This window comes from Okeanomitos corallinicola TIOX110 (assembly GCF_038050375.1).
Classification (GTDB): Bacteria; Cyanobacteriota; Cyanobacteriia; order Cyanobacteriales; family Nostocaceae; genus Okeanomitos; species Okeanomitos corallinicola.
This window is the reverse complement of record NZ_CP150886.1, coordinates 1,280,391-1,305,270: the sequence shown is the minus strand read 5'-3', so window position 1 is coordinate 1,305,270 and position 24,880 is coordinate 1,280,391. Positions and strand designations below refer to the sequence as shown.

Sequence of the window (24,880 nt, the reverse complement as noted above, 5' to 3'; positions counted from 1 at the left end):
CATATTACGAATTATTAATTACTATTAATTACTATATGTAATTTCCTTAACTTCTCCCAGATTTCCCAGTGGTTTTAGCTGTTCTTGATTGACGGAAACTAAGACAGCACCAGCATTTCCAGAACGTAAAGTTAGAGAATTTTTAGCTTTCCATGTTTGACGCTTACCTTTACTCAAATTGCCCTGAAACTTTACCTTGCCATCGGCTTTTATTTGTAGCCATGAATCTCCTTGCAGTTCTACCTTAACAGTTACGTCAGTAATTGGCTGACTCAATGGTGAGGGAACAATTTTTTCGGGAGTAGGTAATACAATTTTTTCTTGTTTTTCTAGTGACTTACTTGTTAATTCAGATGTGATTAATAAATAAAAAAGCCCAGTAGAAGCAGCTATTAAAAGTAAAATATAAGGTACAAACAACGGTACGTATAAATTTGATTTCTGGTTTAAATTTTGATTAGGTAGATCCAAAATTTTAACTTCAAAGCTGTTAGCTATAGCATTTCCATCTAGTCCTAATTTATCTGCGTAATGACGAATAAAACCCTGTACAAAAACAGGCTCAGGTAAATCCTCAAATCGCCATTCCTCTAAAGCTCTTAAACAATCTAGCCGGATATGTGTTTGCATAGAAATTTGTTCTAAACTAATAGAGTTTTCTTGTCTGATTCTCCGTAAATTTGCTGTTATTTCCTTGAGTCTTTCCTGCTGAGATTCATTTAAAAAAGTCATTTTTATCACCTCATTTATAATTTATTATTTGTAATAATACCTTCTACAAGATTTAAGATCACTTTAGCAATACTTGATTCTTCATTAGATAGATGTATTGACCTGATATTAATTGTATGTAGTAGATCAGCCTTAATTGTTGAACCTGAATTTTTATATCTAAAATATCTACGAAAATATCGAAATTCAAGTATTCAAAATACTCATATTTCTCCATACATAAGACAATAGACATATCTATTATATAGATAAAAAAATAAGTATCTGTCAACATCTACTTTCAGAATGATTTATATGTAGTTATTAGTGATATTAATTACAGTTTGTCAAGAAGTTAAATAATCTTCAGTAGGTGATGAAAATGAATATATTGGTAATAATTACGATTTTTGGCAGTTGATAGTCGAAAATAATACATGAAAATCCGGATGTCGCCATTAGTTATGGAAGAAATTACACAGGTAATCTTGCTTTTGTCCTTAACCCTTGGAGAGACTTAAATCATGACTATGGTATCTGCATATTCATTCAGTATTCCTGGTAATTCCACGATTCAAATTAGTAAAGATGAATTGCGATCGCTACTGAGAGAGATAGAATCTGAACTGCACCGCAGTAAAGTTTATCGCCTAGCAGTGGCTAATGTGCAAAAATTACTTGGTTCATCGGAAGAACAAGCCAAAAATTTATTTAAAGCTGTGGGTAGAGAAGCCATTACTCTGGCGTTTCAGCAGTTTGTTCAAAAAAATCAAGCAGATACAGTCACAGAAACCCCTGTTCTAGAAAATAATACTGAGTTACTTAATTTACATGAAGAAAAATTAAATGATTTATCTGTAAATTCCACAAATCAGGAATCCAACTCACAACCTGAAGTAGCAAATACAACTCAAATCACAGAACAAACAACGGAGACAAAAACACCAATTAAATGGTTATGGCAAAATCAAAAACTTTCTAAACGTCAAATATCAACCCAAATACTAGCAGAACAACGCCTAGAAAGTCTACGTCAAATTGGAGAGCAACTCAGACAAGCAAGAGAAGCTCAAGGTTTAACGCTGCAAAAACTAAATATTTATACTCATATCTCAGTACATCAAATGGAAGCAGTAGAAAATGCTAACTTTGATTTATTACCAGAAGATATTTTGATTCGTGGTTTTATCCGTATCATGGCCAATGCTTTAGGTTTAAATGGCACAATTTTAGCTAATTCTTTACCTGTATCCAATCAGTCTAAATCTGTTATCCCCTCTTGGGATCAAAATAAAAAATCGTCAGGACAACTAAATTTAGAAATTAGTCCTGCACATTTATACATAGGTTACACAGCCCTTGTAGCTGGAGCAGTAGGAGGATTATCATTAATTTCTCAACAAGCAAACTATCCAGCCATGCACAACTCACAGGTAATTCTTCCCACATCTTCATCATTATGTGAATCAACTCAAAAAACAGAAGCCAATACCCAAACAGAGATCAATTCCCGAAAAACAAGTGTTTGTTTAGGATCTAATATTTCCCCACCGGAAGCACTCTAACAGAAAATCAATAAAATTGAACACCATTTGCAAAGAAAATGAAACTATCTTGATACAATGAAAAATCAATAATATCAATATTCTACAAAAATCAGCTTTAGAAACAGCCCAGCTAAAGCCCACAATATTCATGAACAGCAACACTCAACTTAGTCTCTTTGAGGAATCAAACTTTAACCAAAAAGACCTAATTCCTACAGATGGGAAAATAACTATTCCCGCTCATACTTACACCACCATGACAGAATTAACACAGCACTGTGAAAACTGTCATCGTTGTGGCTTGAGCGAAAATCGTACTCATGCTGTAGTGGGAAGAGGAAATCTCCAAGCCAAAATCATGATTATTGGGGAAGCACCAGGTCAACAAGAGGATGAAACCGGTTTACCATTTGTGGGTAAGTCTGGGCAGTTACTAGAGAAAATTTTGGCATCTGTAGATTTGAAAAGGGAGACAGATGTTTATATTTGCAACATAGTTAAATGTAGACCACCGGAAAATCGAGTTCCTACTCCTGATGAAATGGCGGCTTGCAAACCTTATTTATTAGAACAAATTAACCTTGTTAAACCCAAAATTATTTTATTAACTGGTGCAACTGCTGTAAAAGGAATTACAGGAAATAAACAAGGAATTACAAAAATTCGTGGTCAGTGGATGGAATGGGAAGGACATTTATGTATGCCCATTTTCCATCCTTCTTATTTGTTACGTAATCCCTCGAAGGAAAAAGGCTCACCTAAATGGTTAATGTGGCAAGATATTCAAGCTGTAAAAGCCAAGTTTGATCAGTTATCAGCTAACAGTTAACAATTATTCATTACCAATTCAAAAATGATTGATATTCTCATTCTTTCTAATGGACCTGGGGAAGTTACTACTTGGGTGCGTCCGGTTGTTAAAGCATTAAGAAAACAATTGGGAAATGATATTTCTCAAGTGAGAATTTCTGTAATTTTATCACCTTGTCCTCATGCTAGTGGTAAAGAGGCGAGTATTGCTAGTTCCTATCCTGAAGTCAATCGAGTCCAATCCTCTGAGCATTTTTGGCAATTTTTATTAGTAGGAAGAACAGCAGAAAATTGGGATTGGAGAGATCAAGGTGTATTAGTATTTCTGGGTGGTGATCAAATTTTTCCCGTTATTATTGGTAAAAGATTAGGATATAAAACATTAGTTTATGCAGAATGGGAAGCTCGCTGGCATAGTTTTATAGATTATTTTGGGGTGATGAAATCCCACGTTATCAAAAATGTTGATCCTAAATATGCCCATAAATTTCATGTTGTTGGCGATTTAATGTTAGAAGCAGCAGGAGAAATCAGGAAAGAAGAAGATAATAAGATAGAAAAATGGTCAGATCCAATTATTGGTTTATTACCAGGTTCAAAAACTGCTAAATTAACTCAAGGTGTACCTTTAACTTTAGCTATTGCTGAATATATCCATAGTAAAAGACCAGAAATTAAGTTTTTTATTCCCGTCGCCCCAACGTTAGATTTACCCACTTTAGTTAGTTTTGCAAATCCTGAAAATAATCAATTTACTAAAGTTTTTAATTTTAAAGGTGCTATTTTAAAAGATAATTATTTAGAAACTTCCACCGGTTTACAGGTAGAATTAAAACAGGAAAATCCAGCTTATCATTTATTATCTCAAGCGGCTATTTGTTTAACTACTGTTGGTGCAAATACCGCAGAGTTAGGAGCTTTAGGTGTACCAATGATAGTGTTATTACCCACTCAACAATTAGATGCTATGCGTTCTTGGGATGGTTTACCGGGGTTGTTGGCAAATTTGCCAGGCGTAGGTTCTAGTTTTGCAAAATTAATTAATTGGTGGTTTTTAAGAAATAAAGGTTTATTAGCTTGGCCAAATATTTGGGCGCAAACAGAAATTGTCCCGGAATTAGTGGGAAAATTACAACCAGAAGAATTAGGAAATATGGTTTTAGATTTTTTAGATCATCCTGAAAAGTTAGCAGATATAAAAGATAAATTACGCAGTGTTAGAGGTGAAAGTGGTGCAGCAGAAAAGTTAGCAAGTTTAGTTAAGAAGATGATAGAGAATGATCACATTAGTTAGGATTAAGCAGTCAGCTTGCAGATAAAAACTGACTGCGGAAATCTTACTTATTTTGTAACCAAACTGCTAAATCACCAACTTCTGAAAAATCAAATAAGGCATCAGTTAATGATTCTAAATCATTAGTAGATAATTGTTGAATTTTCTCAATTAAAGACTGTTCAATATTCCCAAAACGACGATTTAATAACCTCAAAATTATCTGTTGTTCTCCTTCTTGTCTTCCTTCTTGTTTACCTTCTTGTTTACCTTCTTGTCTAACTTTTTCTCTGTCTTCTTGATAAAGTGGTGCTAATCTCATTACTAACTCCCTATCATCTGATTCTATGTTTTGATTAATGTTCAAGTTTTGCTGGAGGTTGTATAATAATTCTAGCGTTATTTCCCGCAATGGATTATCTGGTGGTAGTGCTGCTAATTCATCAATTGCCTGTTTTTGAACGTTACCACGTCCTAAGATTCTCAACCATAAAGTTTCTGGATTAGATGGTAACTGATGCAAGGCAACAATGACAGACTGTAAATACTCTGGTAAAAAATGTACACCTTCTAACCATTCGGGTTTTTGCACTGCACCAAATCCTGATAGCATGGTAGCTGATACTGTAGGAGTAAGAATCCATAATTGGGGAAATTCTCTGTTTTGCAGAGTTGTTTTCTGCCGATTTGCTTCTCTTTTTAATGCACTCCTTACCTCTAATAATTTTAACAGACAATCAATAATTTCTTCTTTGGTGGCTGGATTACGAAAAGGTTCAAAGATTGCTGGTTTTGTGGCCATTCTTCCCAATAAACCTAAAGTTGTTAAATTTGGATTTTGTTGGGGAAAAGGTGAGAATAATACATCTATTTCTCTCACTTCTGCGGCTACGCGACTGGGGGCTTGAATTTCTCCATAGGGTTTTAGCAATTCTTCTAAATAGTCTTTTGAAAATTGGTCATGGATAAATCTTGTCATTGAAAATCATTCATTAATGAAAATATTCTAATTAATTAGATTCTACATACTTTTTCATGGTTTGATAATTTTGCTGAGAAAAAAATTTTGGCACAAAATAACAATAGTGAGAAAATTAAATATCAAAGTAATATCAAAATAGAGACTAGATCACTTGGTAAATTATGGCTGAACTACCCAAAACCTTAGAAGATGCGATCGCTCAATCCCGTGAGGCTGTAAAATCGGCGTTAGCAGATGGTAAAACTAGAATTCAAGTTGAGTTACTTTTCCCAGAACTCAAATTTATGCCCGTTGCTGAACAATTTCTACCTGTGTTTGCTGAATATGAATCTCGGTTAAAAGTCTTCTTTGCTGATGCTGGTGCAGCCGCTTTAGCCCGTCGAGATTGGGCAGATGTACCTTTTACAATTTTAGATATCGGTACAGGAAGGATGGCTTCTTTAGAAGCAAAAATTCAGCCAGAAGATGAAATTTTTCTGTTTATTTCCCCTACAAATGTGGAAGTACCCCAATTAGAAAAACTTTGTGAAATCATTGGTGAACGTCCTTTTGTGATGTTAAACCCCCGGTTAGAAGATTCTAGTGTTGTGGGTATCGGTTATGCAGCAAGAGAAACCCGTAAACGTTTTATTAGTACCATTGAATCTTGTTATTATCTACGTCCAATTGATGAGGAAAGTGCCTTAATGCGGTGTTACCCCGGAGATTGGGAAGTATGGTTAGAAACCAATGATGAATATCAAAAAATAGCGGAATTACCGAATAAACCATCGGGTGAAGAAATAGATATGATTTTGATGAAAGGACAACCACAAAGCAGCGATGGAACACCTGTGAAAAAACCGAATGTGTTTAAGAGTTTACAACGGTTTATTAAGGCGTTGAGTAGTTAGGAGGCAGAGGGCAGGAGTTCAGAATAAACTGTCACCTGCCACCTGTTATTTTTTACTTTTTAAAATATTTGTTTGAATATTTTGATGTTGTGCCAATAGAATTTTAATGGATAACTTGTCAGTAAACCTTTTTAAATAAATCTAATGTTTTGTGTAATGGCTACAATTTTAAATTAGGCTAGATTATAAAATAGTCATAGGTGGATAATTATTAATCAACAAACCAAAATTTACTAGCATTTATAGCATAGTAAAAAGTTGATATTTTGGGCGATCGCTAGGTATTGATACTACTTATAATTTACAGGTGAGGAGTTAATGAAGATGGAAACAAAGTCAAATAACCCATTGTTAGCACTCTCGGAAATTCCCACTGGCTATCTCAATATTATGGGATATGTTGATAAGTCAGAAGTTAATGGCCCTGGTTGTCGGGCGGTGGTTTGGGTACAAGGTTGCCTTCGTGAATGTCCTGGTTGTTTTAATCCTGACTCTTGGAGTTTTGAAGCTAATAAGTTAGTATCTGTTGATAGTTTGGCCGCAGATATTATTAAAAATACTGAAAATACAGGTGTAACTTTTTCTGGTGGTGAACCATTTTGGCAAGCATCAGCACTGGCTAGTTTAGCAAGAAAAGTTAAAGCTGCTGGTTTAAATGTGATGGCTTTTAGTGGTTTTACTCTCCCACAATTACAATCAGATTCAGCACCTCCAGGTTCTCAGGAATTGTTAGCAGAATTAGATATTTTGGTGGATGGTCCTTTTGTGGAATCTCAAGCTATTCATTCTCCTACTTCTCCTGTTTCTTCTAAAAATCAACAGGTGCGTGTTTTTAACCCAGCATTGGCAGATCAAATTAATTGGGCCAGTGATCAAATAGAAGTACATATTCTCAAAGATGGCGATCGCATTGTCACCGGTTATCGAGGCTGGTTAGAACTAACTTAAATAAGGGAACAGGGAACAGGAAATTATCACTTTCTTTTCTGTCACCTGTCACCTAATTAACACCAAGTTTGTATAACTCGACCTTTAATTTCTTGTCCAAACCAGGGAGAATTATTAGAGAGAGTGTACAGATTCTTCCTATTAACTATCCAGGTTTTTTCAGGATCAAATAATGTTAATTCCGCTTTTTCTCCTGCTTGAATAGGTGTTAGTTGTTGTTGTAAACAGGCTGCTGGTTGATCACTTAAAACTCGCCATAATTCCAAAGCTGTAAATTCTTCAGTTGCTACCAAATTTTGCCACAATAAAGGTAATGCTAATTCTAAACCAATTGCCCCTGGTGGTGATTCTGCAAAAGCTTGGACTTTTTCCTCATAAGTGTAACCGATGTGATCTATGGCGATCGCATCTATGACACCTGTTTTTAAACCACTACGCAAAGCCATGACATCATTGGTGTTACCTAATGGTGGTTCTAAATGCAAGGCTGTGTGATAACTCTTAACATTTCTCGTATCTAGGATCAAGTGCATCCAAGTAGTGCTGGCTGTGACTGGTAAACCTTCTTCCTTGGCTTTAGCAATTAATTCTACACTCCTGGCTGTGGAAACCCGCATAATATGGACAGGGGTTCTCACTTCAGCAACCAATTCCAGTAGAGATGCGATCGCAGTGGTTTCTGCACTGACGGGAACAGAAGGTAAACCAATTCGCAAAGCTTCCCCACCTTCCCGCATCACGCCATTTGCAGCTAACTGGCGATCGCATGGAGAAAATGCCACAGGCTTACCAAAGGGCTGCATATATTCCAAAACCCGCCTCACAATCGCCAAATTTTCCCAAGGTTTACTATCCGTAAAACCCACAACACCCGATGTAACTAAATCTGCAAATTCTGTTAACTGTTTACCTGCTAAATTTAGAGTCATAGCCCCCCAAACTTGAATGTGGGGAGTTGGGGAGTTGAGGAGTTGGGGAGATTTCTGTAGTTGTGCAACTATAGCAGGATTATCAACTACAGGAAACGTATCAGGTAATACTGAAATCCTAGTAAAACCACCAGCAGATGCGGCTTGTAATAAAGAAACTAAAGTTTCTCTTGATTCAAAACCAGGTTCACCGGAATGACTATACAAATCAAATAAACCGTGACCAAGGAATAAACCCCGACAATTTTTAATAACAACATCACCATTAACATCAGAAATTTCTGGGGCGGTCGCTTGGATATAACCATCAACAATTAATACATCTAATATTTGATCAGTTTCAGAAACCGGATCAATTACTCTGACCTGTTGGAGAAGTTCTTTTACCATTTGCTATTTACTGAATTAAATATAATTTTTTTTCACTGCTTGCCTATTTGATTAGGATGTATAAATTTTAGATTTTGGATTGATAGAAAAATCTAAAATCTAAAATCTAAAATCCCATCATTAACAGCTTACAAAGCTCCCGCTGCGGTTTTATCCAGAACACCACCTAAATGACTGGTAATATTCATAGCTTGCAACACAGGTGAACCACTAGCACCATCAGGGTAGTCAATTACACTCACCGCCCCATTACCTTGACGGAAATTCCAGAAATTTTCCAGAGACAAACCCAGAATATGGCAAAGCAAAGTTTTATTTGTAGCATCATGAGCTACCACTAAACCAGTTTGGAAATTATTTTCTTCTGCCGCCTTTAGTATAGCTTCCCAAGCCACCACAGCCCGTTCTCGGACTTGTTGTAAATTTTCACCTTCCGGCATTTGCACCTCGGCAGGAACATTACGCCAGCGTTCCAACTCTCCAGGAAAACCCGCCTCTATTTCCGATTCAAATTTACCTTCCCACGTTCCGTGACTAATTTCTCTCAAACCATCCAACAACTGTAAATCAATACCGGCATGATGTTTAAGAATAATTTCTGCGGTTTCCTTGGGACGTGCCATAGTGCTACTAAAAGCAAAATCAAAAGCTACATCCTGGAGAAACTCCCCAGCTTTAGCGGCTTGACCCCTACCATTATCATTTAAAGGTACATCAATTTGTCCTTGAAACTTACCTTGGCGATTCCATTCAGTTTCACCGTGACGCACCAACAATAATCTAAAACCTTGATGATTGGGGCGTAAACTGGGTAAAGCATCCCCCAGATGTTGGGTTTGATTCATAGATTCTAACTGTACCGGATCACCCAAACCACCAGAGAAATTTAAAACACTAATATTGCAGTTAGACTGTTGTAGTCCGTGATAACCACTAGCTGGAATACCCAACGCCGTACTAATGAGAGCGCGGTTAATCCCATTATGTGCAACTATGAGAATAGTTTCCCCTTGATGACGGGATAAAATTTCTTGCCAAAACTGCTTTGCTTGTGCGTACAAAGCTAGAACCGGAAAATACTCTCGTGTCCCCTGTGCGTCATTAATGACCATTTTAAATTCCTGGGGGCGTTTTTTCCAGGTTTGATAATCTTCAGGGAATTTATCTTTAACATCACTAGATAACATTCCTGCCCACAAAGGTAAGTCTACTTCTATCAAGTTATCAGAAATCTGGTGTACCGCAGACTTATCAACTAACTCACCACGAATAATTTCTGCGGTCGTTTTTGCTCGGTTGAGGGGACTGCTGTATATAGCATTAAATACAATATTACTGAGAGCTTTACCCACTTTACTAGCATCACTACGACCTTTATCCGTTAAAGTTGACACATCAGTACGTCCTTGGATACGTCTTTCGATGTTATAGGTACTTTGCCCATGACGCACTATGATGACACGAGTCATTAAAAAAACCTCTTCTCTGCAAATGTCTAATTTTACTGCAAAACGTTGAACGAGTAATCGTTTAGATTAATTGAGCGTTGGAGTTAAGAATCATGTTGTTTTGTTGATACTTCGATTGTTATTAGGAAATGGCTAGAAACTAGATTGTAAAACAGCGTGCAGCAGATGGAAGTTACAGCGCGGTTTAGTAAGAAGTTTAAGCGAGAGTTAAAGTATTCGTGTATCCTTAATCTAATGTAGTGATATTTAGGATTATCAAGTGTCCTTAGTTGCTCAAACTCCACTCACAATCACGCTCAAAGTCCCAACCCTCAATGAGGATAAAGTAGACTTTATTCGTAACGACATGGTGGAGTTTCTAGAGGCGCAGGTCTTGACTTATTGAAAGATTTCGTAAAGACTAAACAAGGTAAAATAGAAATCTACAGTCATGACGGTTATGCTTTAATTGACTCCAACCAGGAACTCTACCAAAGCGTACCCACTTTTTTCGAGGGAACCTTGATTAACATCACAATTGAATGTGACGCGAACTACTACTAATTTTACCGGATATGAGTTATGATTACAGTACAAAGGTTCTAATATACAAAACAGAGGTTAGGGCCATGAAATATAAAGTTTACGATATCATCGGTGAAAACTGCACGAGCCAGCGGTCTGGACAGCAGTTATATGATTTAATTCATCCCCAACTTCAAGCAGGTGAATCAGTAGAGTTAGACTTTACTGGTGTAAGGAAGTTTTTGTCTGTGTTTTTCAACCTTGCTATTGGTCAACTGCTACGTGACATGAAAGTTGAAGAGTTTGAAAAATTGCTGATTGTTAATGGTCTCAATTCTTTTGGTCAGCAGACCTATGATAATGTAATTGATCATGCGAAGCAATATTACTCAAATGATACCTATCGCCAAGCGGTAGATGAAATGATTCTGGAATACTCTTTATCGTAATGGCAGTTAACTACATTGTAAAAGCAGATGTCATTGACATCACAGTTGATTCCCCTCAAAAAGGGGATATTTTTTTAGTTGATACGAATGCTTGGTATTGGTTGACATATCCTCCGGCTAGTTCACTTGCAAACATAACTCAAAACCAACTAAACTATCGGCTAAATTATTCAAACTACGTTACAGATGCTGATTCCGTAGGTGCTACCCTGCGCTGTTCTGGCTTATCTCTAGCTGAGTTATCTCATATTATTGAAAGGGAAGAGCAGAAACTGTCAACCTATCACTCTATAAACAAGAAAGAATACCGTCATAATTATCCTTTAGAACGAGCTAGAGTCGTTTCTCAAGTACAAAACGCTTGGAATCAGGTACAAAATACCTATGGAGTTCTCATTAACTTAACGTTAGACCAAGCAACTTTAAATGCTGCTTTTCATCGGTTCAGCACTCAATCCTTAGATGGATATGACTTATTTATTCTTGAGTCTATGCGCCAGGAATCAATTGATAAAATTATTACTGATGATGGTGATTTTGTGACAGTCCCAGGTATTCAGGTGTTTACTGCTAATCCTAGAGCGATCGCAGCAGCCAGAAATCACGGTAAGCTAGTCACAAGATGATTAGTTGGTATCTACTAAATCTTCAAAAATTATTGATCATCGCTTAAATCTAACTGTACCTGAAAGCCATCATTACCATTCACATCTTGATTTGCAGGTTGCAGAAATATGGGACTACTGGGCATAAATATGGACTGACTCCATGGTAATTGTTCAGAGGTTGTATTTCCTAAACCCTGACTATTTTTATTGGTAAAAAAAATCCTAAAATCAGTTTCAGCGCGACGGTCATTAATATTAACTAAAGAATCACCATTTAAGGTAAAATCTTTTGCCTGGGGCTGATTTTGTGATTGTCCATAAACCACAGAGTTGATACTAAAAATAGAGGAGATAATTGCTAGGGTAGCTGTTATTTTAACTTTCATTTTAACTTTCATAAGTGTAAGTTTTTTTTAAATGTATTCTTAACTATGAAATTATAAATCACCTCTCAGATATATTTGTCTTTCTTAATACAGAATTTAACAATTCAGAAATATAAAAAAACTGTAATGTGGGTTTAGCAATGCTAAACCCCTACAGTATGCCGTAATTCTTTAAATTTGACTTTTAATTTTGATTTTCCCCTATTTCCTATTCATTCACACTCACCAGTGGAGGTAGTTTAGTAACAGGAATAGCTAGAAAATAAGCCAACACTTCTCTACGCCAAGCATCATAAATTTTTGGTAAATCACTAATGTCTGTGCCTATTGCTTCCTGGGTAAGTTGCCAATGTTTTTTCAGGTAAGGGTTTCTTCTTCTTTGTGCTTCTTCATCCATTTCTATGACCTGTGCGGCTAAGTCTGCTTTTTTGGTTGGAGAAACTTGATCATATTTACTTTGCCACCAATTTACCACACCAACACGGTGTCTAGCTTCTTCTGGTTTAATTCTATTTTTAGAAAATTCCGCTGATTGAGGATCACTAATTTTGCTAGTAATTCCATTCACAAATAAAGAGGCGACAATGTGCATTTCATAATGTAATTCAAAAGCTAAAAAACCTTGCCAATTTCTAAGCGGTAAATCACCCATATAATCCCAATGTTTCTCTACTTGTTTTTGAATATCTTCTATAGGATCTTTTCCATAAATTTCCTGAGCGCGGCGGCGAGTATTGGCAGCGTGTGCGCCATCATCACCTATTTGTTGACTTAGAAATAATTGCAATTCTGGTTCAGGAATTTCACCAATTACTTTAGCACAAACTTGGACGATAAATAAATCATGAGCCGCACCAGCAACACGAAAACGGTAGAATTTTTCTATGTCCTCTGGTGTTTGTGGGGGTTTGGTTTCATATAATCGCTTTTTTGGTAAATGGGGTGTGTGTTGGTTAGTGATTTTGTTAAATATTTCTAGTTCTAGGTCTGTGTTCCAAATTGGCAGAGTTAAGGTTGTAGTCATGGTTAGAATTTGATATTAAGTTCGTTGGTGAGTTTGATATTTATCTATAAGTTATTATATCTGTTCCCATGAGGATTTAGCTAAAATTTGGAAACTAGAAGATTAGATATTAATTTACCATCAAAGAATCAGAATATCTGATCAAACTATAAATGATTAGAGGGGAATTAGTGAGAAGGAAAACTGGTGCTATAATTAAAATAAATATTGGTTTAGGAAATTATGCTATTAAACTATAATCCTCGACAATGTTTACCTTCAGCGGAAGATTTACCAGATTCTGACGATACACCAGTGGATAATCAACTACAACATTTAATTCCTGGATTACTAGAAGCTATCCTCGCTTTAATTTGGTCAGAAAGAATGGATTGGTTTTTTGGCGTAGATATGGGAATTTATTCCGATCCAGAACAACCTGCTATTGTCCCTGATGGTTTTCTGAGTGTTGGTGTACCGAGAATAATTGACTCGGATTTGCGTTTATCTTATGTGTTGTGGGAAGAACAAAAATTACCAATTATGGTGTTAGAAGTAGTTTCCCAAACGCGCAGGGGAGAATATACACAAAAGAAACAAGAATATGCCAAATTAGGAATTTTATATTATTTGATTTATAATCCATTAAGAAAAAGAAAACAAAAATTAGAGGTGTACAAACTGGAAAATGGAGAATATCAATTATTAGCAGGTGAACCTGTATGGTTGCCAGAATTGAATTTAGGAATAGGGAGAGAAGAGGGTAAATATCAAGGAATTACCAGAGAATGGTTATATTGGTATGATCAACAAGGAACGCGGTATTTAACACCGGAAGAATTGCTGGAACAGGAAAGATTGCGATCGCAACGTCTAGAGGAAATTTTACGTTCTCATGGTATTGATCCTAATGTTTAGGAAATAATAGATTCTCGCATTATAAGAAAATACAAGAATCTAACAACTACATTTTTTCAGATTTACTTAATTATCTATTTCCTTAGATAAGCCAACTAAGCGAATAAATTCACTCCGATAACCTTCTTGATCTTCTCCCTTTCCTTGATTTGCTAACTGCATTACTAAGTCATAGTTAGCATTACCTTTGTATTCAGAATCTCGTAAAATCATCCCAAAAGTTGCCACTGCTGAGGCAAATTCCAGGTTATTTGAAGGTGTTTTATTAGCTTGAAAATCCCTATCTTTGATAGTTTGAGTAATTAATTGACTGGTGCTACCTTGGGGTGATTTATAACGTAATTTTACTAACATGACTTCATCATTATTTGCACTTGTAGTATTCACATTTTGATAACGTAAAGGATCTACATTTGGTAATTTCACATTACTTTCAATCCCCGCAGGAATCACTTCATACAATGCAGTTACAGAATGACCAGAACCAATTTCTCCTGCATCTTTTTTATCATCATTAAAATCTTGATTTTTTAAGAGGCGGTTTTCATAACCAATTAAACGATATCCTTGAACTTTACTAGGATTAAATTCTACCTGAATTTTTACATCTTTGGCGATAGTAAATAAAGTACCACGAATATCATAAACTAAGACTTTTCTAGCTTCAGATAAGGTATCAATATAAGCATAATTACCATTACCTTTATTAGCTAATTGTTCCATTTTTCCATCTTTATAGTTACCAGTTCCAACACCTAAAACTGTCAGGAAAATTCCTTGTTCTCGTTTCTGTTCAATTAATCTGGTTAATTCTGCATCACTGGAAACACCAACATTAAAATCTCCATCTGTGGCTAAAATAACGCGATTATTTCCTGATTTGAGTAAGTTCTGTTTGGCAATTCTATAAGCTAATTCAATACCTTCACCACCAGCGGTAGAACCTCCAGCTTGTAAACGGTCAATAGCGGCGATAATTTTGGCTTTTTCATTGCCAGAAGTAGGAGGTAAAACTAAACCTGCATTACCCGCATAAACTACTAAACTAACTTTATCTTGTGGACTTAGTTTATTAACTAATAATTTTAAAGATTGTTGGACTAGAGGTAATTTATTTGGTTGACCCATAGAACCGGAAACATCAATTAAAAATACTAGATTACTAGGTGGTAAATTTTTAGTTTCTAAACTTTTACCTTGTAAACCGACTTGGACTAATTGATGTTGAGAATTCCAAGGTGCTGTAGTTACTTCGGTGGTGACAGAAAAAGGTTGATTTCCCTTGGGTTGGGGATAATCATAACTGAAGTAATTAATTAATTCTTCAATTCTGACTGCATCTTTTGGTGGTAATTGTCCTTGGTTAATAAACCTTCTGACATTACTATAGGATGCTGTATCTACATCAATAGAAAAAGTAGACAGGGGTTCATTGTTTACTCGATGAAAAGGATTATCATCAATTCTGTTATAGTTTTCTGTATTAAATCTTTCTCTTACTTCTGGTTCAGCGGCAACTTTTTTATAATTTCTATTAGGAATATTAGAACGTCCTGGTTTAGCCATCATAGGTGCAGGTGCATTTAGAGGCATTATGGATAAAGGTTGAGCATTTCTCGTTGTAATTCCTCCCCTTTGTCTCATAGTTTCAGCGGACACAATATCACTTTTAGCAGCTAATTCTTCTTTGGGATTTTTTAGGGTTGCTAACTCTGATGCAAATTCTTTTTGTAAGCGTTCTAAGGTTTTTTGATCTGCTTCATTGATTATATTAGAATCAATGGCTGATAGTTGATTAATTTGGGTTACACAAGCGTTGAGAATGGTGGCAAATTCTGTCCGGTTGATAGGAAGTTTGTCAAAGTTAGGAACTGAAACCAGACAACTATAGTTTTTTACTAATGTTTGCAGTGCTTGGTAGTCAGGATGTTTAGGAGGTATGGGGTTAACTGGGGTGGTTTGAGTTGCGGGAACTGCAAAGGTTAGAGATTGACGTAAAATGGCTATTCCTGCGGACGGGATTAACAATAGCAGGATGATGACACTTACGCGTTGCCACATTTTCGAGGGTATTGGGTAAGACATGACTAAATCCTCACTTCTACGGTAATGTTTGTGCTTTTGTATTTCACTAGAATAGTAGTAAGTAGTATCAAATTTGATGGCCGTTACAGTTTTGGTAACTGCTGTCAGCTACGCAGTTAATTTTCTTCAGGTGGTGAATGACTGAAATTACAGCTAATTATGATGAGACATGGAAAGAAGCAATCACAGAATATTTTGAAGATTTTTTAACCTTCTTTTACCCGCATCTCTATCAACAAGATGAGAGTAAAACTTGGCGACCAAACTCTTATGGGTATGGAATCGGCGAAAGTCAAGTTAAAATAGATTTTAGTATCCTGAAACTCTTAGATTATCAATGGGAGGAATTAGAAGAGAGTAATAATCTCTTTGCGACAGTAGTAATGGCTCATTTAAGAACCAAAGCTACAACCAGTAATTTAACCCAAAGAGAACAATGGAAATGGAATTTAGTTAGAGGTTTATATGAAAGAGGCTTAACTAAATTCGATATTATTAACTTAGGGAAATTCATTGATAAAATGATGACCCTACCACCGAAACTACAATTGGACTTTAACGATAAATTGAACCAATACGAAAAGGAGAGAAATATGCCTTTTTTAAGCACAATAGAAGAAATGGCTCTGGAAAAAGACCAACAAAAAGGAGCTAAAGAAACTCGCAAACAAGATATTCTGAAAATTCTGCAAAATCGTTTTGATGGTTTACCTGATGAGATGGTTACAACTATTAATGAAATTGATGATATGTCTGTTTTAGAAAATCTACTTTTACCTAGTATTAGTGTCAATTGTTTGGCAGAATTCCAACAGTTACTGAATGATAGTTTAACTATTGAAAATCAATCTTAATTTTCTGGTTATTCTGGTGCGTTACACTACTAATCTAGCGCACCCTAATTTTTAAAAATGCCCCAATTCATAGAATAAATTAATCATAAATTACACGGATTAACAAAGAAGTAAAAGATTCATAGATTTGGTGTAGTTTGAAAAATCAATGTTAGTCATCACCCAATACAGCTAAAACTGATTTTGGTAATAATTTTTCTTTAAACCAAATAATTCTAGCGGGAACGTTATCTAGTTTTACTCCGGCTTTTTCTAGGTTCAATCTTTCGGAAATCGCTAAGATTAAGTTATCACAATTAGCACGACGGACTTGAGAAAATTTCTTTTGTAAATATTCTGGTCGCCAATAGCCAACTATTTCTAATAAAAAGGTTCTACCATCAGGATGGACTAAGCGAAAATCGGGTATCATCACACTTCCAGGAATGGGAATTAAATCTACTTCTCTTTCTAATATCCAACCGCTTTTTAATTTATCCCATTTATCAGCAAAAGATTGTTCTATCATACTGTCATAGGGTTTACCTTTGGGATAGTGGGAGACTAAACCACATTCAGAATTAAGGGTAAATCTGCCTATTTTCCATTCGTTTGTGTAGAAGTCTTTGGTTTGTAAAGTTGCTGCTAAACTCCATTTGGTGACATGAAGTAAGGCAGGAATTAATTTAGCGATCGCCAGTCCATAACGAGTGCTAGGATTAAATAAACTGGTGGGACCATCTATACTAATAGTAAAACCATGATCTGCATCACCTTCAATATAAGCCATTAATTGAAATAACTTTAAATAACGGAATAATAATTTATATTCTCCTGGTACATTACGATGGGCGTTTAATATTAATTGAGTAGCTTTATAAAACACCCCTTGCACCTGAGACAAATTATAACGATGTAATAAATCTTCTGGTTTAGGAGCATCAAAATTAGTTAAAATTTTATTTTCCGATATGTCAGCATATAAACCATCATGAACATGAATTGGTAAAACTTCCCGCTGTAATTCCTGACTTAATTGATTGGCAATTTTATCTAAAACTGCATCTGTTTCTTCCCGACTAGGGACAGACTTTGCAGATAAAGAAAATACCCGTTCTCGTAACATTGATGGTTCAAGGGGACTAACAACTTCAAAAGTGCAAAAACCACTTTTTAAAATATAAGCTAAACCCCGCTTCATGCGATAATCAGTAGAATCTCCTTCAAAATCAGCTAATTGCTTTTCTAAAACCCCTTGAGACTTACCCACAGCATCCGTAAAAAAGCCAATTAAATCACTAGCTAAACCCAAATGTTTTTGATCAAGTTTCAGTCTCTTCGGGATGATTTCTTCTCCGTTTTGACGATGAATCAGTAACTCCGTTGTCAACATCTTTCTTCTTATCTTTATTAGTGGAATACTTAATTTCTAACTGTTCAGCAGCTTTAGCAGTTCTTTCTTCCTTACCTCCATAAACAACTTTTAAATTCCCCTTTCTTACCTTCTTTTTCTCTTCTTTGTGATCATTCTTACCTTCGTGTTCTTCTCGTTTCTGTGGTTCATTCCCTCTTAAACCTCTTCTCCTGGCTGAAGTTCCCTCCTCACTGGTATCTTCGGCAATTACTTCATATAAAATCGCTTGTTTATTTTCCACATTTCCCTTTCTTAAAACCCTACCCAAACGCTGAATATATTCCCTAGCTGAACCAGTACCAGAAAGAATAATAGCGATAGAAGCAGCAGGAACATCAACCCCCTCATTTAAAACATGAGAAGCAACCAAAGTATTATAAATTCCTTCCTTAAAATTAGTTAAAATTTCATGCCTTTCCTTCACAGGAGTTTGGTGAGTAATTGCCGGGATTAATAAATCTTGAGAAATGCGATAAACAGTAGCATTGTCAGCAGTAAAAATCAATATCCTTTCTGGGAAATGTTCAGCTAATAAATCCATTAAAATTCTTAACTTACCATCAGTCCCCAGAGCGATTTCTTTAGCTTGCCGATGTGCTAACATTGCTCTGCGTCCATTTTGCGATCGCGCACTCATTTGTACAAAAGTCTGCCAACCTTGTAAACTACCCAAAGAAATGCGAGATTGCTTTAAAAAATCATTGCGAGTTTGAATTAACTGATTGTATTTTTCTCGTTCTAACTGCGATAATTTCACCTTTATTTGCACAATTTGATGAGATGCTAAAGCCTTACCCGCCAAATCTTCCGCACGCTGCCGATAAACTTCTTTACCGATAAGAATATCTAAATCAGTATGTTTACCATCCGTTCTTTCCGGTGTTGCAGAAAGTCCCAAACGATAGGGGGCGATCGCATATTCCGCAATTACTCGGTTAAAATCTGTAGGTAAATGGTGACATTCATCAAAAATTACCAGCGCATACTTACTACCCAAACTTTCCGCATGAATAGCCGCACTATCATAGGTTGCTACCAAAATCGGGGTTCTATCCCGTGAACCACCCCCCAACAAACCCAACTCCGCATCAGGAAAAGCCGCTGTCAGATGTGCATACCACTGGTGCATCAAATCCAAAGTTGGCACAACAATTAACGTCGTCCGGGGTGTAGCTTGCATAGCCATCTGTGCTAAATACGTCTTCCCCGCCGCCGTAGGTAACACCACAACCCCCTGCCTACCTGCCAACTTCCAAGCCGCTAAAGCCTCGGTTTGATGGGGGTATGGAGTCATTTCTAGACTAGGGACTAACTCCAAAGGAGAAAATTCCTTAGCCTCATCTACAAAATAAGTTTCTTCCCCTTGCAGTGCTTCTACTAATTCACGGTACTTAATAGCAGGAATGCGAAACTTTTCAATTCTATCATCCCATGTTGCAAAGTCTATCCAAGCTTTACAGCGTGGGGGAGGGTGTAAAATTAACGTACCACGATCAAAAGTTAAAGTAGGGTTGCGACCCATGTGAGGTTGTCTCCCAACTATCCACGTTTATAGTAATTATTATCAGGGTAATTCAAACAAGTTGAAAACTTAAATCCTAATCAGATATAAGCCTTAAAAAGCCGAATGCTGATTTCTATGACTACTTATAATCCAGAACAATTATGATATCATGTCCGGCTAATCACTTATCATAATTTTTGCCTTTTGTCTGCGCTCACAGGTTTAAAAAGTATTAAAAAGAACATGATATGAATTATAGAAAAGATATTGGTATAAATCAAATAGAGGCACTATTAACTTCCCAAATCTCGGATTTAGAAATAGATGTAACTCAAGTTGAATCCTACAAAGAACAAAGGCGACGTTTTATACTCAAGCGGTTGCAATTACAAACAAAAATTATGTTGATTGTGGGTTTAACATTAACTGCTTTTTTTGTTTGGAATAATCAACCTTTAAATGGTAAGTTTAATGCTTTAAAAATCGGTTTATTAATAGAGGCTTTAATTTTTCTTTGTTGGGTACTATGTAAAACTAAATTAGGTAATAAGTATCCACAAATTTTGTTTTTAAACTTATCCTGGGCTGTTACTTGTGTCATCCAAATTTATACAGCAGTTTTATTTAATTTCGTAGAACCATTTTATAATATTTGGAACTTGGTATTTATTACCCAAGCAACAATGATTCCTGTTCTATGGCGTTATCATTTAATATCCCAAGTGGGTACTTTAGTATGTTATTTAGCATTATACATAATCTACAATCCTACGTTTAGAAACAAACCATATTTTTATATAGAAAATGGGATTTACTTATTTTGGACAGGAGTAATTTGTATATTTTCTGTTTATTTGTATGAAAAATTGAAGAAAAAGGAATTTAGAGCTACACAAAAATTACAAATAGCACAACAACAATCAGAGAAATTACTATTAAATATCTTACCCCAAGTCATAGCAGATCAATTAAAACTACAACCCACAACCATAGCTGATAGCTTTTTAGAAGTCACAGTTTTATTTGCGGATATTGTGGGATTCACAGAACTTTCTAGCCATACTCCTCCATCACAACTAGTAGAATTATTAAATGAAATTTTTTGTTTATTTGATGAACTAGCAGAACTACATGGAGTAGAAAAAATCAAAACTATTGGTGATGCTTATATGGCCGTTGCAGGTTTACCAAAACATCGCAGTGATCACGCTACAGCTATAGCAGATATGGCTTTAGATATGCAGCAATCAATCGCTAAATTTAACCAAGAACAAAATCAATCATTTAGAATTAGAATTGGCATTAGTACAGGGCCAGTAGTTGCAGGTGTAATCGGATTAAAAAAATTTGCTTATGATTTATGGGGTGATACAGTCAATACTGCTAGTAGAATGGAATCTCACGGTATACCAGGTTGTATTCAGGTAAGTGAAAACTGTTATCATTTGTTAAAAGAAAAGTATATTTTAGAAACCCGTGGTTTGATAAAAATTAAAGGCAAAGGAGAAATGATCACTTATTTATTACAGGGAATTCAGAAGTAATTCATAATTTGTAATTAAGTATTTATGGTCACGTATTAATTTTCCCCTTTACAGGTTCTGGGTTTATTGAGTATCCTAAGATAGTAAGGGAATAAACTTAGTATAAATCTCCAGCAGGTGCTAAATGCTGCAAGCAGAAGAACTATTACAAAATCGTTATCAAATCCAACGTCAACTAGGTAGTAATGGCATTCGTCAGACTTGGTTAGCTAAAGATTTACAAACCATAGATGAGAAAAATGCTTTAGTGGTTGTAAAGCTTCTGGCTTTTGGTGGCGCTGTGCAATGGGATGATCTAAAATTATTTGAAAGAGAAGGACAGATTTTAAAACAACTCAATCATCCCTTTATACCTAAATATATTGATTATTTTTGTATTGATGATCGCAATTTGTGGTTTGGTTTAGTCCAAGAATATATCCCTGGTAAATCACTCAAAGACAAACTGAATGATGAAGGAAGATTTGTAGAAAATAATTCTAGAACAATTGCTATTCAAGTTTTAGAGATTCTGACTTATTTACATGAATTAAAACCAGGAGTTTTACATCGAGATATTAAACCGAGTAATTTAATTTGGGGAGAAGATAACCAAATTTATTTAGTTGATTTTGGTGCAGTGCAAGATAAAGCAGCAAAAGAAGGAGTGACTTTTACCGTTGTTGGTACTTATGGTTATGCACCGATAGAACAATTTGGCGGCCGCGCAGTTCCTGCATCAGATTTATATGCTTTAGGTGCAACATTAATTCATTTATTAACTGGGATTTGTCCAGCAGATTTACCACAAACAGATTTTAAAATACAATTTACAGATTATGTAAGTTTAAGTTTATCTTTTGAAAACTGGTTAAAAAAGGTAACAGCACCATTACCAGAACAACGTTTTAGTGATGCAAATCAAGCCCTAAATGCTCTCAAATCTGGGGAAATATATTTTCAAAACAGAGAAGTTGAACACTTAGATATTAAAGATGTCATTAACAATTCTGGATGTGGAATGTTTAATAAATATGCAAAAGTTCCAAATGACATTTTAGGTTGGAATTGGGGAGCATTTTTAATGCCTTGTTTGTGGTTATGGACTAATAAGGTTTGGGTTGGTTTAGTTTGTTTTGTGCCTATTTTTGGATTTATAATGGCGATTATATTGGGTTTTAAAGGTAATGAATGGGCTTGGAAAAGTAGACGTTGGCGCAATATTGAACAATTTAAAAATCATCAACGAGGTTGGGCTATAGGTGGTATTATGATTGGCGCACCAATGAGTATTATATTTTGGATTTATTCCCTGACATCTTTACTAGGTCTTATATTTTAATTAGTTGAAAGTCTGTTTGTGTTTAAATTTCATCATCTATTGATGTTCTAATTATCTTGGCTGTTGTTATAATTGGCGCGCCTTATTGTAGGGTTTTAGCAATTCTAAAACCCTACTATTAATAATCAGAATTATTTAAAAAATCCTACTATTTCTAATTTCCACCTTGAGGTAATGCGGTTTCAAACACACCCACAGGACAAGCAACGTTAGTACCACCTAAACCACAATAACCACCGGGGTTTTTAGCTAAATACTGTTGATGGTAATCTTCAGCATAATAAAACTCAGGTGCATCTAAAATCTCGGTGGTAATTTTGCCATAACCAGCCTCATTTAAAGCTGCTTGAAAAGCATTTTTAGAAGCTTCTGCAAGTTGCTTTTGTTCTGGGGAATATACGTAAATTCCCGAACGGTATTGAGTACCGCTGTCATTACCTTGACGCATTCCTTGGGTGGGGTTATGGCTTTCCCAGAAGACTTTTAACAGTTGGGAATAAGTGATAACTTGGGGATCAAATACTACAAATACCACTTCATTATGGCCTGTCATCCCAGTGCAAACTTCTCTGTAGGTGGGGTTCGGTGTATAACCAGCCGCATAACCTACGGAAGTGCTGTAAACTCCGTTTTGTTGCCAGAATTTGCGTTCTGCACCCCAAAAGCAGCCTAAACCAAACATAGCGGTTTCCATACCGTCGGGAAAGGGGGGTTTTAACGGGTTGCTGTTGACAAAGTGTGATGCGGGTACTGGCATCTGTTGTGTGCGTCCTGGTAGTGCTTGTTCTGGTGTAGGTATTTCCAGTTTTTTACCAAATCCAAATATGCCCATGATTTTTATGATGATAGCTTGACTTTATATATTGTAAGTATTTGTGGGATTTTAGGTTTTAGGAAAGATATGTTCAGTTGACTGGGATGGTTGAACGCAGATATACACAGATAGACGCAGATGATTCTATTGAATGTGAATTTGTAATGTTTTGATTTTTAATTTTTAATTTCTCTGACATCTTCATAAATATCTGCCATTGTTAATGTTAAGTCTACTGAATGTAAATATAGTTTGTCGTTTTCTCCTAATATTTCCATTAACCAATTTCCTTGATTATCCTTTCTGAAAACTTCTATTTTGATTTCATTTTGGTAAATTAAAACATATTCTTGTAAGCTGTCTATGGTTTGATAATTGATTCTTTTTTCTCGTTTATCTATGGTTGCTGTGGAATTAGATAAAACTTCTATAATTAAACTGGGCTGAGTTTTAAAATATTTGGCTTTATCTTCAGGATTACAAGTAACCATAATATCAGGATAATAGAAAATGTCAGCATTTTTGACTTTTATTTTGACTTTCATATCTGATACAAAAGCACGACAGGAACTTCCACGCAAGTGAGGACGAAAAATTGCAATGATATTAGTAGCAATGAGGTTATGTTCTTCACTAGCTCCTACCATTGCAAAAACTTGTCCGGCTACATATTCATGGCGGATATCGCTATACTGTTCTGCTTCTAGGTATTGTTCAACAGTCAAAATATTTAAGGCAGATTGCATAATGTTGATTTAATTATTTAGAGGATGTGGTATAATTTGATTATAGCCATTTTTTTAAATTTAAACAAATTCTTTTAAAAATCAACCATGAATCAAACCGCTATCAATCTTATTGCCATTTCTGTTTTTTTGATGACTCTTTCTACTTTGTTGGGACCTTTAATTAATCTTTCTCCCACTATCCCCGCTTTAACTATTATCGGCTTTTTAGGAATTGCCACTTTAGATAATTTCAGTTTTCAAGGTAAGGGAGGAACGATAGTTTTAGATTGGTTAGCGCGACTTTCTCCAGAATATAAAGAACGCATTATACATCATGAGGCAGGACATTTTTTAGTAGCTCATTTATTAGGAATTAATGTTAATGGTTATACTTTAAGTGCTTGGGAAGCATGGAGAAACGGACAACCAGGACAAGGGGGAGTAATATTAGAAGATAGTGAAATTGCTAAACAGTTAGAACGTGGAAAAATTGGGGTTTCAATGGTAGAAAGATATTCTAATATTTGGATGGCAGGAATAGCCGCAGAAATGTTAGTTTTTAAATCTGCGGAAGGTGGTGGAGATGATAAAGCCAGGTTAAATCAATTTTTAACAGCTTTAGGTTTTGAAGAAAAAGTTTTTGAGCAGAAACAGAGATTTCATTTACTGCAAGCTAAAAATTTAATCCAGGAAAATTGGGAGAAATATCAAAGTTTAGTAGATGCAATGAGAAAAGGGGTAGATGTGGAAGATTGTAAACAATTAATTGGTGAGATTGCTAAATCATAGAAATAGAAATTAAAATAGAAATTGTATT

23 protein-coding genes are annotated in these 24,880 nt (G+C 35.6%); 12 read left to right on the top strand and 11 right to left on the bottom strand.

Features of this window, described 5'->3' with window-relative positions; genetic code table 11:
- Window positions 1–24: 24 nt before the first annotated feature.
- Window positions 25–732, bottom strand: a complete 708-nt coding sequence (locus WJM97_RS05645) for a RodZ domain-containing protein (RefSeq protein ID WP_353932064.1) — start codon at window positions 730–732, stop codon at window positions 25–27.
- A gap of 503 nt (window positions 733–1,235) precedes the next feature.
- On the opposite strand from WJM97_RS05645, the gene WJM97_RS05640 reads away from it, so the two are divergent.
- From WJM97_RS05640 to WJM97_RS05630, 3 genes are all read left to right on the top strand, one after another.
- Window positions 1,236–2,276 carry a helix-turn-helix domain-containing protein gene (locus WJM97_RS05640; protein WP_353932063.1) on the top strand — a complete coding sequence of 347 codons (1,041 nt, stop codon included), beginning with the start codon at window positions 1,236–1,238 and terminating at the stop codon, window positions 2,274–2,276.
- A 130-nt stretch (window positions 2,277–2,406) separates the two neighbouring features.
- A complete protein-coding gene (locus WJM97_RS05635) occupies window positions 2,407–3,087 on the top strand; it encodes a uracil-DNA glycosylase (RefSeq protein WP_353932062.1) in 681 nt (226 codons plus the stop codon).
- A 24-nt stretch (window positions 3,088–3,111) separates the two neighbouring features.
- The gene (locus WJM97_RS05630; protein WP_353932061.1) at window positions 3,112–4,362 is read left to right on the top strand and encodes a lipid-A-disaccharide synthase; all 1,251 of its coding nucleotides are present in this window, start codon (window positions 3,112–3,114) and stop codon (window positions 4,360–4,362) included.
- Between the two features lie 43 nt (window positions 4,363–4,405).
- Here WJM97_RS05630 and WJM97_RS05625 read toward each other — a convergent pair whose 3' ends face one another.
- Window positions 4,406–5,320 carry a DUF4351 domain-containing protein gene (locus WJM97_RS05625; protein WP_353932060.1) on the bottom strand — a complete coding sequence of 305 codons (915 nt, stop codon included), beginning with the start codon at window positions 5,318–5,320 and terminating at the stop codon, window positions 4,406–4,408.
- 164 nt (window positions 5,321–5,484) lie between these two features.
- On the opposite strand from WJM97_RS05625, the gene WJM97_RS05620 reads away from it, so the two are divergent.
- Entirely contained in the window at window positions 5,485–6,216 is a 732-nt protein-coding gene (locus tag WJM97_RS05620; RefSeq protein ID WP_353932059.1) for a DUF1995 family protein, read from the top strand.
- Window positions 6,217–6,540: 324 nt separating this feature from the next.
- Entirely contained in the window at window positions 6,541–7,164 is a 624-nt protein-coding gene (locus WJM97_RS05615; protein ID WP_353932058.1) for a 4Fe-4S single cluster domain-containing protein, read from the top strand.
- Window positions 7,165–7,220: 56 nt separating this feature from the next.
- Here the strand turns inward: WJM97_RS05615 and WJM97_RS05610 are convergent, their stop codons facing one another.
- Both WJM97_RS05610 and WJM97_RS05605 read right to left on the bottom strand, forming a co-directional pair.
- The gene (locus WJM97_RS05610; RefSeq protein ID WP_353932057.1) at window positions 7,221–8,483 is read right to left on the bottom strand and encodes a dihydroorotase; all 1,263 of its coding nucleotides are present in this window, start codon (window positions 8,481–8,483) and stop codon (window positions 7,221–7,223) included.
- A gap of 128 nt (window positions 8,484–8,611) precedes the next feature.
- Window positions 8,612–9,952 carry a histidine phosphatase family protein gene (locus WJM97_RS05605; protein ID WP_353932056.1) on the bottom strand — a complete coding sequence of 447 codons (1,341 nt, stop codon included), beginning with the start codon at window positions 9,950–9,952 and terminating at the stop codon, window positions 8,612–8,614.
- Between the two features lie 608 nt (window positions 9,953–10,560).
- Between WJM97_RS05605 and WJM97_RS05600 the strand changes: the two genes are divergently transcribed.
- Both WJM97_RS05600 and WJM97_RS05595 read left to right on the top strand, forming a co-directional pair.
- Window positions 10,561–10,905 carry an STAS-like domain-containing protein gene (locus WJM97_RS05600; RefSeq protein ID WP_353932055.1) on the top strand — a complete coding sequence of 115 codons (345 nt, stop codon included), beginning with the start codon at window positions 10,561–10,563 and terminating at the stop codon, window positions 10,903–10,905.
- Window positions 10,905–11,531: a hypothetical protein gene (locus WJM97_RS05595; RefSeq protein ID WP_353932054.1), complete on the top strand. Its 627-nt coding sequence runs from the start codon at window positions 10,905–10,907 to the stop codon at window positions 11,529–11,531. The genes WJM97_RS05600 and WJM97_RS05595 overlap by 1 nt, the downstream gene beginning before the upstream one ends.
- 29 nt (window positions 11,532–11,560) lie before the next feature.
- On the opposite strand, the gene WJM97_RS05590 is transcribed toward WJM97_RS05595, so the two are convergent.
- Both WJM97_RS05590 and WJM97_RS05585 read right to left on the bottom strand, forming a co-directional pair.
- Entirely contained in the window at window positions 11,561–11,911 is a 351-nt protein-coding gene (locus WJM97_RS05590) for a hypothetical protein (RefSeq protein WP_353932053.1), read from the bottom strand.
- Window positions 11,912–12,107: 196 nt separating this feature from the next.
- Window positions 12,108–12,923 carry a hypothetical protein gene (locus tag WJM97_RS05585; protein WP_353932052.1) on the bottom strand — a complete coding sequence of 272 codons (816 nt, stop codon included), beginning with the start codon at window positions 12,921–12,923 and terminating at the stop codon, window positions 12,108–12,110.
- Window positions 12,924–13,145: 222 nt separating this feature from the next.
- Between WJM97_RS05585 and WJM97_RS05580 the strand changes: the two genes are divergently transcribed.
- Window positions 13,146–13,820, top strand: a complete 675-nt coding sequence (locus WJM97_RS05580) for a Uma2 family endonuclease (protein WP_353932051.1) — start codon at window positions 13,146–13,148, stop codon at window positions 13,818–13,820.
- Window positions 13,821–13,886: 66 nt separating this feature from the next.
- Here the strand turns inward: WJM97_RS05580 and WJM97_RS05575 are convergent, their stop codons facing one another.
- Window positions 13,887–15,905 (bottom strand): von Willebrand factor type A domain-containing protein, encoded by a 2,019-nt coding sequence (locus tag WJM97_RS05575; protein ID WP_353932050.1) that lies wholly within the window; start codon window positions 15,903–15,905, stop codon window positions 13,887–13,889.
- Between the two features lie 137 nt (window positions 15,906–16,042).
- On the opposite strand from WJM97_RS05575, the gene WJM97_RS05570 reads away from it, so the two are divergent.
- Complete coding sequence (locus tag WJM97_RS05570; protein ID WP_353932049.1) at window positions 16,043–16,759, top strand: hypothetical protein; 717 nt, start codon at window positions 16,043–16,045, stop codon at window positions 16,757–16,759.
- A gap of 151 nt (window positions 16,760–16,910) precedes the next feature.
- Here WJM97_RS05570 and WJM97_RS05565 read toward each other — a convergent pair whose 3' ends face one another.
- Together WJM97_RS05565 and WJM97_RS05560 are read right to left on the bottom strand one after the other, a co-directional pair.
- A complete protein-coding gene (locus WJM97_RS05565) occupies window positions 16,911–18,131 on the bottom strand; it encodes a DUF790 family protein (protein ID WP_353932048.1) in 1,221 nt (406 codons plus the stop codon).
- On the bottom strand, window positions 18,061–19,674 hold the full coding sequence (locus tag WJM97_RS05560) for a DEAD/DEAH box helicase family protein (RefSeq protein WP_353932047.1): 1,614 nt from the start codon (window positions 19,672–19,674) through the stop codon (window positions 18,061–18,063). The genes WJM97_RS05565 and WJM97_RS05560 overlap by 71 nt, the downstream gene beginning before the upstream one ends.
- 230 nt (window positions 19,675–19,904) lie before the next feature.
- Between WJM97_RS05560 and WJM97_RS05555 the strand changes: the two genes are divergently transcribed.
- Together WJM97_RS05555 and WJM97_RS05550 are read left to right on the top strand one after the other, a co-directional pair.
- Entirely contained in the window at window positions 19,905–21,200 is a 1,296-nt protein-coding gene (locus WJM97_RS05555; RefSeq protein WP_353932046.1) for an adenylate/guanylate cyclase domain-containing protein, read from the top strand.
- A gap of 124 nt (window positions 21,201–21,324) precedes the next feature.
- Window positions 21,325–22,521, top strand: coding sequence for a serine/threonine-protein kinase (locus WJM97_RS05550; RefSeq protein ID WP_353932045.1), 1,197 nt, complete (start codon window positions 21,325–21,327; stop codon window positions 22,519–22,521).
- A 154-nt stretch (window positions 22,522–22,675) separates the two neighbouring features.
- Here WJM97_RS05550 and msrA read toward each other — a convergent pair whose 3' ends face one another.
- Window positions 22,676–23,353 carry a peptide-methionine (S)-S-oxide reductase MsrA gene (gene msrA / locus WJM97_RS05545; protein WP_353932044.1) on the bottom strand — a complete coding sequence of 226 codons (678 nt, stop codon included), beginning with the start codon at window positions 23,351–23,353 and terminating at the stop codon, window positions 22,676–22,678.
- Window positions 23,354–23,511: 158 nt separating this feature from the next.
- The gene (locus tag WJM97_RS05540; protein ID WP_353932043.1) at window positions 23,512–24,081 is read right to left on the bottom strand and encodes a Uma2 family endonuclease; all 570 of its coding nucleotides are present in this window, start codon (window positions 24,079–24,081) and stop codon (window positions 23,512–23,514) included.
- An 87-nt stretch (window positions 24,082–24,168) separates the two neighbouring features.
- Here WJM97_RS05540 and WJM97_RS05535 point away from each other — a divergent pair, with 87 nt between their 5' ends.
- Window positions 24,169–24,852, top strand: coding sequence for an ATP-dependent Zn protease (locus tag WJM97_RS05535; RefSeq protein WP_353932042.1), 684 nt, complete (start codon window positions 24,169–24,171; stop codon window positions 24,850–24,852).
- The last annotated feature ends 28 nt before the right edge of the window (window positions 24,853–24,880 follow it).